General features: G+C 34.2%; 12 protein-coding genes. 9 read left to right on the forward strand and 3 right to left on the reverse strand.

Annotation, left to right across the window (positions count from 1 at the left end):
* Positions 1-10 precede the first annotated feature (10 nt).
* The 9 genes from M9897_12615 (at position 11) to M9897_12655 (ending at position 9946) form a co-directional block, all read left to right on the forward strand.
* Positions 11-883 (forward strand): DUF58 domain-containing protein, encoded by an 873-nt coding sequence (locus M9897_12615; GenBank protein ID MCO5269727.1) that lies wholly within the window; start codon positions 11-13, stop codon positions 881-883.
* A gap of 20 nt (positions 884-903) precedes the next feature.
* Positions 904-1830 (forward strand): hypothetical protein, encoded by a 927-nt coding sequence (locus tag M9897_12620; GenBank protein MCO5269728.1) that lies wholly within the window; start codon positions 904-906, stop codon positions 1828-1830.
* Positions 1830-2864: a VWA domain-containing protein gene (locus M9897_12625; protein ID MCO5269729.1), complete on the forward strand. Its 1035-nt coding sequence runs from the start codon at positions 1830-1832 to the stop codon at positions 2862-2864. The genes M9897_12620 and M9897_12625 overlap by 1 nt, the downstream gene beginning before the upstream one ends.
* On the forward strand, positions 2857-4002 hold the full coding sequence (locus M9897_12630; protein ID MCO5269730.1) for a VWA domain-containing protein: 1146 nt from the start codon (positions 2857-2859) through the stop codon (positions 4000-4002). The genes M9897_12625 and M9897_12630 overlap by 8 nt, the downstream gene beginning before the upstream one ends.
* Positions 3993-4742 (forward strand): tetratricopeptide repeat protein, encoded by a 750-nt coding sequence (locus M9897_12635; protein MCO5269731.1) that lies wholly within the window; start codon positions 3993-3995, stop codon positions 4740-4742. Before M9897_12630 ends, M9897_12635 begins: the two co-directional genes overlap by 10 nt.
* Positions 4736-6448, forward strand: coding sequence for a BatD family protein (locus tag M9897_12640; GenBank protein ID MCO5269732.1), 1713 nt, complete (start codon positions 4736-4738; stop codon positions 6446-6448). Before M9897_12635 ends, M9897_12640 begins: the two co-directional genes overlap by 7 nt.
* Positions 6448-7197 (forward strand): hypothetical protein, encoded by a 750-nt coding sequence (locus M9897_12645; GenBank protein MCO5269733.1) that lies wholly within the window; start codon positions 6448-6450, stop codon positions 7195-7197. Before M9897_12640 ends, M9897_12645 begins: the two co-directional genes overlap by 1 nt.
* Positions 7198-7354: 157 nt before the next feature.
* Complete coding sequence (locus M9897_12650) at positions 7355-8734, forward strand: saccharopine dehydrogenase NADP-binding domain-containing protein (GenBank protein ID MCO5269734.1); 1380 nt, start codon at positions 7355-7357, stop codon at positions 8732-8734.
* A gap of 15 nt (positions 8735-8749) precedes the next feature.
* Entirely contained in the window at positions 8750-9946 is a 1197-nt protein-coding gene (locus M9897_12655) for a class I SAM-dependent rRNA methyltransferase (GenBank protein ID MCO5269735.1), read from the forward strand.
* An 11-nt stretch (positions 9947-9957) separates the two neighbouring features.
* On the opposite strand, the gene M9897_12660 is transcribed toward M9897_12655, so the two are convergent.
* The 3 genes from M9897_12660 to M9897_12670 are packed head-to-tail and all read right to left on the reverse strand — an operon-like array spanning position 9958 to position 13886.
* On the reverse strand, positions 9958-10560 hold the full coding sequence (locus tag M9897_12660; protein ID MCO5269736.1) for a hypothetical protein: 603 nt from the start codon (positions 10558-10560) through the stop codon (positions 9958-9960).
* Positions 10560-11612: a tetratricopeptide repeat protein gene (locus tag M9897_12665; protein MCO5269737.1), complete on the reverse strand. Its 1053-nt coding sequence runs from the start codon at positions 11610-11612 to the stop codon at positions 10560-10562. The genes M9897_12660 and M9897_12665 overlap by 1 nt, the downstream gene beginning before the upstream one ends.
* A gap of 36 nt (positions 11613-11648) precedes the next feature.
* Entirely contained in the window at positions 11649-13886 is a 2238-nt protein-coding gene (locus M9897_12670) for a cation:proton antiporter (protein ID MCO5269738.1), read from the reverse strand.
* Positions 13887-13995 lie beyond the last annotated feature (109 nt).

Below are 13995 nucleotides of genomic sequence, written 5' to 3' on the forward strand. Positions count from 1 at the left end.
TCTTTGTGAAATGGACATTAGCGAATTACTCAAAAAGGTTCAAGACATTGAAATAAAAACGAAGCGTAACTCTAAACTTGTTTTTTCAGGGGGATATCAGTCTGCGTTTAAAGGCAAGGGTATGATTTTCTCTGAAGTTAAAGAATATCAATATGGAGATGATGTGCGAACAATAGATTGGAATGTTACTGCTCGCTTTGATACTCCTTATGTTAAAGTTTTTGAGGAGGAAAGAGAGCTTTCTATTGTTCTGATTATAGATGTATCAGCATCTAATTTCTTTGGGAGCAAAAATAAGTCCAAGTTAGACTTAATCCTAGAAACAACAGCTGTTTTAGCTCTTTCCGCTGTAGCTAATAATGATAAAGTAGGAGCTATTTTCGTGACTGATGAGGTGGAAAAGTATATACCACCAAAGAAGGGTAAACCACATGCACTGCGTATTTTAAGAGAACTGATTTCATTTGAATCCACCTCTAATGGAACACATCTTAATAAAGGTATTCAGTTTTATATCAATATGGTGAGAAGAAAGGGAATTTGCTTTATCATAAGTGATTTTATTGATGAACATGATTTTCAAGAAGGGCTTAAAATTGCAAATAGTAGGCATGATATGGTAGCAATTCGTATTACAGATCCTGCCGAGAAGAATCTTCCTAAAATAGGCTTGCGTAAAATGTTCCTGGCAGAAGGAAAGGGAGAACAGTGGGTCAATACCAATTCTTCTTCTGTGCAGCGTCAATTTCATAAGAATTATAAGACAAGAGAGAGTAAGTTAAATAATCTACTTTGGAGTTCAGGAGTAGATCACGCAGTTTTATCAACGGATAATAATCACTTGGTTGAATTAAAGAAATTATTTTTAACGAGAAGAAGATAGTGCGGGTAATTTTATACATATTGTCAATAACTTTCTGTACTTTTTTACAAGCACAACAATTAGATATTGTTATAAATAAGACAGAAATCAAGATAGGAGAGCCTTTTATACTTACCTTCCAAATAAAAGATAAAAATCCAATTACGAAGATTCAATATACGCCACAATTAAATGAATTTATCGGCAAAGAAAGTACGAGTAAACCCATAGATAACTCACAAGGAGTCTCAACAGATTATCATTTTGATATTTTGCAACCTTTTCATGATACTACTTATCAGGTTAATGGTGAATATATCTGGCAAGGAACTTACGAATTAACTGGATGGGATAGTGCATACGTAGTTATTCCGCCAGAATCAATTCAGTTAGCCGAGCAAGAATTATTCTTTCCAGCAGGTTTAATAGGGGTAATTAAACCACTGGTAAATCCAAACCAGCCTATCTATGATATTCGAGAATCATTCTCCGAAATCCCAAGTTTGACCTTCTTGGAAATTCTTAAGAAATATTGGTGGGCTTTTGCATTAGCTTTAATAGGACTCATTATACTTGTATTTCTTCTAGTGAGAAAAGGTAAAAAACGAGATGAACCAGTAATCCAACTTTCTTTCTTGGAAGAAGCTTTATTGAAGATTAAACACCTTCGTGATGCTAGAAGTTATGATAAAAATTTAAAAGAATATTATTACGAATTATCTATTATTATTCGAAAATTCCTAGTGGCTCATTTTAAGGTTGAATTATTAGATAAAACAACGTATGAGATAGAGATAATACTTCGCAAACATGCATTGCCTGAGGTAATTGTTTCGGATATTAGATTACTCCTTAATCAGTCTGATATGGTGAAATTTGCTAAATCAAAACCCGATGTTGGAGAAATTCTGCGAATAACTGATATGGCTGAGAATGTTCTTAAAAAGATAGCTCAAATAGATTCATAATGCGTTTTTGGGAGTATTTACATATCAATATTTTGGATTATCAATTCTATGCAAAACAATGGCTGTGGCTTTTATTAATAACACCTATTATTTTATATCTCAGATATCGCTGGACAGAACAAAAAAGAGGAGAGGTTAAATTCTCTAATTTATCTAAAGATTTAAAGAGTATCTCCTATAAACCCGCTAGCTTGATCCAGTTACTTATCTATACTTCTTTAGCAGTAGGGATGAGTTCTTTAATTATTGCTATGGCGCTTCCTACTTTACCATATTCTGAAGAAAGCTCACCTCAATATAGTGAGGGAATTGATATTGTGATTGCTATGGATATCTCAGGCAGTATGATGGCGACAGATTTCTTGCCAAACCGATTAGAAGTTGCTAAGAAATTGGCGCAGGAATTTATCGATAAAAGACCACAAGATAAAATTGGATTCGTAGTATTTGAAGGTGAAGCATATACAACATGCCCTACCACTAAGAATCATAGTTTCTTAAAATCAAAAATTGAAGAAATTCAATCAGGAAATTTACTACCTGGAACAGCAATAGGTGTTGGACTAGGTACTGCTGTGGCGCGCTTAAGAAGTGATACGATTGAATCGAAAGTAGTGATCCTATTAACGGATGGAGAGAATAATAGAGGTGATTTATTACCTATGGATGCAGCTCAAATAGCTAAAAACAAAAATATCCGTGTTTATACCATTGGAATAGGACAGAAAGGGGTTGTGAAAATGCCGATTGATACCCCTTTTGGAAGAATCATGCAAGATATGGAAGTGAATATCGACGAAGATCTTTTAACCAAAATGGCAGATATGACAGGAGGGGAATATTTTCGTGCAACTGATGAGAATTCTCTTAAAGATATTTATGGAAAGATTGACCAAATGGAAAAGAGTAAAATTGTTGAAAATCATATTGAGAAAGAACCTCCCTATACCCCAACCTTCTTTTTATTACTTGGAGTAGTCACCCTAATCTTAGGATTTTTTACGGAACATATTGTATTCAAAAAAAATGATTAACCGCAAGTTATATACATATAAAACATCTTTGTTTCTGATTACAGCACTTGTTGTGGAGTTTGTTTTTTGGATTGCTACATGGCAAATATTAAAAATATTAGGTTTCTTCTCCTATACGCAAAATGGAGAAAAATTCTCTTTTCTTCACCCTGAATTTGCATGGTGTTTATTGAGTGTATTATTTGTTCTATTAATTTTTGTATATCAGATGTTAGCAAGAAACCGTATGGTAAGGAAATTCGATGGACTACAAGATTTATCTCATTTGCTTCGCCCTGTTTCACTTAAAAATTTATTTTTTAAATATTTCTTTATCCGAAATGTTATTGTATTTGCTTGCTTCGCCTTGATGCAACCTGTGTATGGAACAAAGAAAGTCCATGGTGTGATGTCAGGTGTAGAACTTGTTTTTGCGGTGGATATTTCTAATTCAATGAATACGCGTGATATTGACGGAAAGGAAACTAGATTAGAAGTTGCAAAGCGAGCCATGAATCAAATTATTACTAATTCCAATGTTGCTCAGGTAGGTTTAGTGGTATTCGCAGGTAGTGCTTATACACAACTACCACTTACAGTGGATAAGGGTATTATCCGTATGTATATTCAAGACTTGAATACTAATTTTATTTCTAATCAAGGAACTAATATTGCAGATGCTCTGATTGAATCTAGTAAACTCTATATAAAAGAAAAAACCAAGCGTATGATTGTGCTGATTTCAGATGGAGAGAATCATGATGGAAATATGGAGGAAGCATATAAAACTGTAAAAGAAAAGAATATAGAAGTATATACCTTAGGAATTGGTACAGAAAAAGGGGGGATTGTACCAGAAAATGATAGACCAAATGCAAAATATTTAAAAGATGAGAAAGGACAATCTATTTTGTCTCGCGTGAATCCAGAAATGCTTCGAGAAATAGCTAAGAACTTAGATGGAAGTATGACACTAACAAGTAGTTCTTTTCCCAATGTTTATCAAATTTTAACTGAAATTAACAAACCCTCTAAAAGTAGTACCGTAAATTTGGAGTTAGAAATACAGGCAGACAGATATCGTTGGCCTTTATTGATTTCGATATTATTTTTAATAATGCTGTTTGGCTGGGAATTGATACTTAATAAATGGAAGTAAGAAGAATATATATCATTTTCTTTTTGATGTTGGTTGTAAGTTTCTCTTATGCTCAATCTTGGCGTGATACTTTGAGATTAGGGCAAGAGTTATACCGCAAAGGCGAATTTGATAAAGCATATAAAACTTTACTTTCTGCCCAAAAAATTGCTCCAACAGGTGTCGATTTGTCTCAAGATATTGGAAACGCTGCTTATCGAGCAAAAGATTATGAATTGTCACAAAAGGCATATTCAGCAACCGTGGCTAATCAAAAGAACTCTGCTCAACAAGCTAATTCTTGGCATAATACAGGAAATAGCCAAATGATGGCTAAAAATTATCAAGGGGCTGTAGAGAGTTATAAAAATGCGCTCCGTTTGCAGCCTGACAACGATGAGACGCGTTATAATCTTGCCGTTGCTCAGCGAGAATTAAAGAAACAAGAACAGCAAAACAAAGAAAATCAGCAAGACAAACAGAATCAACAAGATAAAAAGAATGATAGCTCTGATTCTAAAGATGCTAATTCTCAAGATCAAAAAGATAAACAAAACCAAAACGAAAATCAACAGAAACCTTCACAGGGCAACTCTGAGAACCAAGATAAAAAGCAATCAGAAGGTCAGCTTAGTGATCAAAAATCAGATCGTATTTTAGATGATTTGCTAAAACAAGAAATGGAAACGAAAAAGAAGATCAGAAAAATAGAACAATCTAATGATCCAAAAAATTCGGTTAATTCAGGAAAGAAATGGTAAGAAGCATTGTTTTACATATCGTTTTGTGGTTTATTCCCGTATTTGCTTGGCTCCAAAACTCGGATGTAGTGCTAGAGATATCTCCTACTGTTGTAGAAAAAGGACAACCAATTACCATAACCATTAAAACGAGTGTAGATGGTGAAATTGACATGCATCTTCCAGATCAGTTTGTTCAGTCTGGAGGTGTACAATCAGGTATGTCCTCTTCTGTACAAGTAATCAATGGAAAGCGTACTATGACGAGTTTTAAGTTCCGTACTTTTGTAGGATACCTCACTCAAAATGGAACCTTTTCGCTTGGACCAGTCACTGTAACTAACGGAAAAAAGAAATATACCTCAGAAGCATATACTGTCAAAGTGCTTGAAAAACAGGATATGATTAGTTCTGTACCAAGTGAAAATATGAATAAAAAGATTTTTGGATTGATTTCACACTCACGTTCAGAAGTATATGAAGGGGAGCCTATTGTGGTCGTTAGTAAAATCTATGCACGTGTTCCTATTATGCAATTTGAAGATTATACCCCTTTTCAATTTGATAAGTCAGTTGATGCACATGCCTTGGGAGAGCAAGATAAAGTAAAAACAGCGTATGAGGTTATTAACGGCTCCAATGTTCAAACGTTTGAGATAGGGAAACAAATTATTTTCCCAGATCATGTAGGAGAATTAAAAATACAACCCTTTAAGACATCTCTCTTATATGATGATCCACGTAGTTTCTTCCCTGAAAGGACAAAAATTGAGTCAAATACAGTAACAATTAAGGTGAAGTCACTTCCAAGTGGAGCTCCTACTGATTTTATTGGAGCAGTTGGGAAATTTAATTTATCAGGCAATATTTCTACTACACAAATTGAGCAAGGGAATGTGGTAGAATTAAAACTTCGTGTAAAGGGTAATGGTAATCTTCAAAATATTAAGGAACCGAAACTTCAATTACCGGATGGCATTTCTTTATATGGTTACCCCGAAGTAGTGGATTCATTTACTTATTGTTCAGTTGGAGCAGAAGGAAAGAAAATATTTACCTATTATCTACAGATTAATAAGAGTGGAGATATTCAGTTGGATCCTGTTACGATTTCGTATTTTAATCCAGTAACAGAAAAGTATGAGTCTGCTTCCAATAGTTTCCCTACTATTCATTCTATAGCGAATCCTAATGCAAAGATTGAAAGTCCAATTATTCATAAAGATGAGGTTAGAAATGAAGGGTTACATCCTTATTTAACAAATAATTCAAAGAATGCTAAAGATCCTAATTCTTTCTTCACAAGTTGGAAAGGCTCTTTTATATTGTTTTCTCCATTGTTTCTTGGGTTTTTAATTGGATTTGTGATCCGAAAAAGGAATGAGCAATCAGTAGCTGGAGGTAGTAAAAAATCGAGAATTATATATAAAGAAGAGGCATTAAAGGAACTTAATAAGTTAAATTATCTCGCTACCGATGCGGAGAAAGGGAATGCACTCATGAATATCTTTATTTCTTTCTTAGCAAATTATTTTGTGGTTGAAAAAGGAGGTGTCACTAAAGAATATATTCTGAAACAGGAGGAAATATCGTCTGCTTCCAAGGAGTTAATAACAAAAATTATGGATGATGCGGATCAATTGCGATACAGTGGAGGCGTATATAATAATACGGATATTCATCGCCTAACTGGAGAAATTCAATCTGTTATTCAAACTATAGGGTAATGAGAATACTAATTCTGGGGATATTATGTTGGGTTGGCAGCTTTTCTTATAGCATAGCATCAATAGACACACTTTTCCAAAAAGGTGTCGAGAGGTTAGCTGAAGAAGATTTTAATGAAGCACGCACAACCTTTAAAGCCATAGTGGAACAAGAACCATCTTTCGCAGCATATTATAATTTGGGGATTGCTTTTGCTCGTTTAAATGAATGGAATCATGCACGTTGGGCTTTTGAATCTGCATTGAAGTATAAACCTATGGAGGAAGATGCACAATACAATGCACAATATGCCTTGCAACAAGTTAATCCAAAAATTGAATGGCAACATCCATATTCTTGGTACAATCGGTTTGTGCTAGGTGCAGGAGTATATTTATGGTATGTATTAGCTTTGATATCTTCTCTATTAATTGGATTAGCCATTTATTTTTCTGTTAGTAAGTACTCAAAAGAGTTGGTACGCAAATGGATTAACCGACTTCTTCCTTTGGGAATTTTATTATTTATCTTCTCTACATATAATGTATCTGTTATTAAACAGCATTTTAATGCTTATCAATTTGCTATTGCATCTCGTAGTGAAATCAAATTATATCTTTCACCGAATGGATTAGAAGTAAACGAGGAAATAAAATATGAAGATCGGTTTATACTTGAAGAATATGCTATAGATAGTACATGGATTCATATTCTTACATCAGAGAATAGAGATTTTTGGGTAAAGAGTGAAGATATGTTAGTGTATTAAGACAGGAATACTTTCTTAAAGTTTGTCCTAGAGTGCATGAATAACATTAATTGTATAATGATTGAAAGCAGTCTAATCAAAAATCCTTCACTTTTTCTTGATTTCTCACAGTAATTTTCTTTGCTTTGTTATCTGGATTAAACGAGCAAAAATCAACATGAAAAATATACTCATATTAGGCGCAGGACTTTCTTCTTCATCTCTCATCCGTTATCTTTTAAAGAATGCTGAAAAAGAGGATTGGCATGTGAAGATTGTGGATAAAGATAAATCACTTATAGAAAAAAAGATTAACGGATCAGCATTCGGAGAAGCTTTAGTAATCGATGCGCTTAATCCAGAACAAAGACGACCTGAAATCCAGAAGTCTGATATTGTGATAAGTATGCTCCCTGCTATGTATCACATAGAGGTAGCAAAAGATTGTATTGAATTTAAGAAAAATTTGATTACCCCTTCTTATGTCTCTAAAGAAATGGAAGCCTTGGATGAAGCTGCTAAAGAAGCAGGTATTATTATTATGAATGAGATTGGTGTTGACCCTGGTATTGATCACATGAGTGCTATGAAGATAATCAATCATATTCGTGAGCAAGGAGGGGTGATGTTAAATTTTGAATCTTTTACAGGAGGTTTGGTAGCACCAGAAAGTGATGATAACCCATGGAATTATAAGTTTACTTGGAATCCAAGAAACGTGGTTTTAGCAGGTCAAGGAGGTGCTGCACAATTTATTCAGGAAGGACAGTATAAATATATTCCTTACCATAAATTATTTAGAAGAACAGAGATTATTGATATTACAGGTTATGGTAAGTTTGAAGGCTATGCTAATCGCAATTCACTTCAATACCGTAAAATTTATGATTTGATGGATATCCCTACCATCTACCGAGGAACATTAAGAAGAATTGGGTTTTGTAGAGCTTGGGATATGTTTGTTCAATTAGGAGCCACGGATGACTCGTATATACTAGAAGATAGTGAGCACATGTCGAACCGTGACTTCATCAATTCCTTTTTACCCTATGATCCACATGATTCTGTTGAATTGAAATTGAGACATTATCTAAAGATTGATCAAGATGATATTTTATGGGAAAAGCTAATGTGGTTAGATATCTTTCATCCCTATAAATACCCTGGACTTAAAAGAGCAACCCCTGCACAAATGCTTCAAAAAATATTGGAGGATAAATGGACTCTACATTCAACCGATAAAGATATGATTGTAATGTACCACCGTTTTGTATATGAAATGAAAGGAGAATTGAAAGAAATGAAATCTGAAATGGTGTGTATTGGTGAAGATCAAACCTATACCGCTATGAGTAATACTGTAGGATTACCTGTAGCGATTTGTGCGCGACATATTTTAAATGGAAATATTCAGTTAAAAGGTGTACACATTCCTATCATTAAAGAAATTTATTCCCCTATTTTGAATGAATTGGAAGAATATGGAGTTAAATTCCATGAGAGTGAAGTGTTCCCAGCAAGATTATATAGCCAAGATAAAATCTGGAGTCAAGTGTAATTAATCTGACTCATTATGGGAAATTCATCTCTCGCTATTAAACTCAGTAAATCAGCTGAAACTGCCGTAAAGAAAGGACATCCTTGGATTTTTGAGAAAAGCATAATAAAGGGGCCAGCAAATAATCCACAAGCTGGGAGCCTCTGTGTATTATTTGATCGAAGCAATAATAGACCCTATGCTTTTGGTCTTTGGGATCCCGAAGAGATTATCCGAATAAAGGTTATTGCACATGATTCCAAACTCCAACTTTCAGAAACGTATTGGATAGAGAAATTAGAAGTCGCTAAAGAGAAACGTAAGTTGCTTTTGCAGTACGTTACAGGTTATCGCGCAATTCATGGAGAGAATGATGGTTTTCCGGGACTTATTTTAGATATATATGATAAAGTTGGGGTTCTCAAGGTATATTCAAAAATTTGGAAGCCCTATTTAGAAACGCTCACCCAGGCAATTCCTTCGATATTCCAGGTGGAATCAATCGTATTTAGATTAAATAGAAAATTAGAAGGAAGTAAAGAATTTGCATACCAGCAAGGTCAAGTAATTGGTAAGAAGTTATCGAATGAAAGAATTCCTTTCTCAGAGTATGGGGTTAAGTTTTATGCTTATCCAATTTCTGGACACAAAACAGGCTTCTTTTTAGATCAACGCCCAAATCGTTATTGGGTACAACAGCATGCAAAAGAAAAGACCATTTTGGATGTATTTAGTTATGTAGGTGGTTTTGGTATTCATGGATTAAAAGGAGGAGCAAAATCTCTTACTTCCATGGATATTAGTGCTCAAGCTATGGATGTAGCTAAGGAAAATCTGCTTCTAAATCAACTAAAAATTGAAAAATGGCATCCATTGGTGGGTGATGCTTTTAAAGAATTAGAAAATTTGATTCAATCACGAACTGTATTTGATATTGTAGTGATAGATCCCCCTTCTTTTGCCAAACAAAATTCAGAAGTAGAAGTGGCTCTAAAACAATATCAGCGTTTAGCAGAATTAGGAGCAAAACTTACACGCAAAGGTGGTTACCTTCTATTAGGCTCCTGCTCAAGTCGAATCACTCTCGAAGACTTTAAGATATCCCATGAACTTGCTTTCCAACAAACAAATACACACTGGAAGATTGTAAATGAAATCTTACACGATGTTGATCATCCTATCACATATTTAGAAGGTATCTATTTAAAGACAATCACCTACCAAAAGAGCTAATAAGCCTTTATTCAATAATCTCCCTTTTTCCAGTCAAACCAGAACTTTACTCCAATTATTGCTAAAATATAAATGTAATATGGAATGGGTATGAAGTAAGAAATAAGCACAGCAGTAACTCCACCACCTAGCGCTATCCATAAAAGCTTTCTATTCTCTAAGATAATATTCTTCCAAGAAAGTACTTGGTATCTTCCAGTTCGTATGAATAGCATTTTGTATTGTTGCCAATTTCCCAGAATCACAATAGGTAGTAAAATATACCCTTGAGGGATAGGCATGCCTGCTTCTTCGTAGGCTAGAAAATCTATAAACTGAGTATAGAAATCAATTCCTGGTTCAATAAAGAAAACAGCTAAATGGGCAATAAGTATGACAGATACAGTAATAGTATTATTCACTAGAATTCTCCCATAGCTTGAATTGTAAGGATACTTAATACCTTGGAATTGAATTATCTTTTTAACTTTTAAGTAAAGAAATACTTGTGAAGTAAGTAAATCAAGAAAATAAAAAAGCAAGATGAAATAGATTCCCCAATTAAAGAAGAGCATACCCATAAGTGGGATGATTGCTTCACCAATAGCACTTATGATACGCAATCGAGTGTTCATTATTCGTATTTGAAATTCTTTAATCTTTTTGCTCCATCCAAAGCAGGTTCAAAGTGAGGGTCTATGTGTAATGATTCTGAGAAGGCACGAGCTGCATCTGTTGTTCTTTTTTGAGCTAAATATACTTCTCCTAATTGATACCAAGCTTCTTTGTATTCAGGGAAAATGCGAATAGCTTTGTCATAGTAATAGGCTGCACTATCCAACTGATTTTGATGGTATTGTTTAATAAATGCCTGATTGAAGAAGGTAATATAAAATTTGGGACTCACCTTTGCCAATTTCCGATAATGGAATAAAGCTTCATCGTAATTGGCTAAATCTTGGTAACTCTTAGCTACACCATAAATGGCATTTATATTATTAGGTTGTAATTCTACTGCATTTTGATAGTATTCCAGGGCTAAGTCATGCTTTTCCATTTGAGTCAATAACCAGCCAGTTTCCAATTGTCCCATAAAGAAATTAGGATCCATCTGTAATGCAGTTTGGTAGCTAGATAATGCCAAATCATATTTTTCCATCACACGATAAATAGAACCTTTTAATACATAAGCATCTCTGTATCTCTCATCAATTCGAAGCGCATCATTGATATATTTGAATGCTGTTTTAAAATCTCCAGTTAATGAATATGTGTTTGCCAAATCAACCAAAACTTGTGGATTTTTAGGAGAGATAGAAAGTATGTATTCATAATGACGTTGTGCGGTTTCAATATCAGAGAGAGGAGCATTAGGTTTATTGATAAGCGTCCATGCATATAACTCTCTTGCCTGAAGATTGGTAGAATCTAATTTGAAGGATCTTGCTCCTGCATCTAAAGCACATTTGAAATCTAAGTTTTTTTTACATAATTCACCTTTGGCCAACCACAATTTGATGTCATTTGGATATTTTCCTAAACTGTCATTGAGCATCTTTAATCGATCTTCATCTGTTAAAGAATCCTGTGTAGTATAAAACTGTTCATTATCTTTGGATTTGTCCACTCCATTGCATGACAATAAAGTAAGTATCAAGATTATATATGCTATGTAATAAACTTTCATTTTAATTTAAATCTTCCTTTGTACGGGTTTTATACATTATTCTTTTGATTTTCCTCTATTGCTGTTCTCTTCTTCCTCTTTCTCAATATCATCATTGTCTTTTTTAAGGCCGAAAATGGAACCAATACCTTTACCTAATTTTTGTACTACTTCTAGACCAACATCCAATGGCTCACTAGAAACATCTCGGTAAGTTCCTTCTGAATATTGTGCAAATTGTTCAGGATAAATCACAATGAGATTATTTTTAGGAAAATATTTTTCTAATTTGGAGGGTAAATTTTCTAAGATACCCATAAAAGAATTTGCTTTTCTACGTGCTGAAATCAAGACAACTAAATCATCTTTATCAATTTCACGAGATAAGATTAAGAAATCATCCCAATTATCAAAGATTTTATAATTTTTAGAGGCTTGTATTTTCTCCTTTGTTAAGAAAGATTCAATAGCATTTTCTGTAGCCTTATTGCAATAGATGGATATAACACTACTTAATTCACTACTTAATTTAACTATCTTTTTAACCCATAATTCAAAGCCAATTTCTAACTCTGCCATGGGAGGTACAGTTATAACAATTCGCTTATTAAGTGCAAGAGGCTTCTTAAAATTGCAGATGAAGGTTGTCTTGTATGTTTTTTCTAAGATGCTATCTGTATTACTACCAATCAGTTTATTAAAGAATCCTGCTTGATGTGGCCATCCTAGAATAATCATATCTGCCATAATTTCTCTTGAGATACGTGCAATTCCACTGGCTACATTGAAATCGATAGTTGTAATCACATTGGCACGAGTTTCAGATGCAGAGGCTTCTTTTACAAAGTTTTCTAATTTGCTCTTTGCTTTTAAGATATTTGCCTCTGCTTCGTTGTCATTCGGAACAACGGTAAGAATGGAGACAGGATTAACAGAGTTCTTGTCTTTAATGAGAACGCCTAATTCAAGAAGTTTTTCACATTTCTCAATATTATCTATTGGTAAGAGGATATGTTCATTAGCTGATTCTGGATTATCTTCTAAAATTTCATCCGAATCATTATCCATTTTCTTAATGATTTTCACACCTGCTCTTTCTGTGGCAAAAGAGGCAACAATACTAGCTATCAATATTAGGATAATAGTCCCATTTAGAATGCTATCACCTAATATACCCTCTCTATGTCCCACCATAATAACAGCTAGAGTAGCAGCTGCATGTGCGGAACTTAAACCGAAGATTAATTGTCGTTGAGAGCCTGAAAATTTGAATGTTAACTGTGTAATCCATGCAGCTAGCCATTTTCCAAAGATTGCAACCGCAGTTAGAATCCCTGCAACCACCCAGGCATCATATCCATGCATGATGACACGTACATCTACTAGCATCCCAACACTAATTAAGAAGAATGGAATAAACAATGAGTTTCCCATAAATTCAATACGATTCATAAGAGCTGAAGAGGATGGGATCAATTTGTTTAGGGCTAATCCTGCGGTAAATGCACCGATAATTGCTTCAACCCCTGCAACATCTGCTAAGAAGGCGGCTAAGAATACTACAGAAAGTACAAAAATGTAATGGGAATGTTTTTCACTCTCCAATTTTCTAAAGAACCATCTAGCAATACGTGGAATTACTAAAAACATGAATATAGAGAATAGGGCTAATGAAATCCCTAGTTGTATCCAAAAGGACTGTGATAGTCCGCCATGATGGTTTCCTACAATAACCGCTAAGATTATTAATACAGCCGTATCTGTTAAGATAGTTCCACCTACGGTTGCAGCTACGGCTTTGTTCTTGGAAATTCCTAATTTGCTTATAATAGGATAAGTTACCAAAGTGTGTGTCGAGAACATACTTGCCGTCAAAAGACTCGCATTAAAATCTAGCCCTAATAGGTAATGACAGGCTGGGTAGCCTAAAGCTAATGGAATAATGAATGTGTAAAAACCAAAAACTAAGCTCTTGTTTTTGTTTGCTTTAAATTGATTCATGTCTAGTTCCAACCCTGCTATAAACATGATATAAAGTAACCCAATGGTTGAAAAAAGCTCCACAGCATTGACAGCATCTGTATCTGCTCCTGCTCCTGCCCCTTCAATGATATATAGCCCATGAGGACCAATGACAATTCCAGCTATAATTAACCCAATAATCCCCGGAATTTTTAACTTCTTTAATACGATTGGAGTGATTAGGATGATAAATAATATCAGTGAGAATACAATAATAGGATCCGTTAAAGGTAATCTGAATGCTTCTTTTAACTCGAGAATTAATTCTTTCATAAGCCTCCTTTTAAATTGAGAATTCAAAAATAAGAAAATAAACTAACCTTTTGGAGTGAGTATAGAAGTTTAGGTATTTTTAAGAATTATTTTGAAATACCCATTGTGT

It is taken from the genome of Brumimicrobium sp. (assembly GCA_023957385.1).
GTDB lineage: Bacteria > Bacteroidota > Bacteroidia > Flavobacteriales_D > Crocinitomicaceae > Brumimicrobium.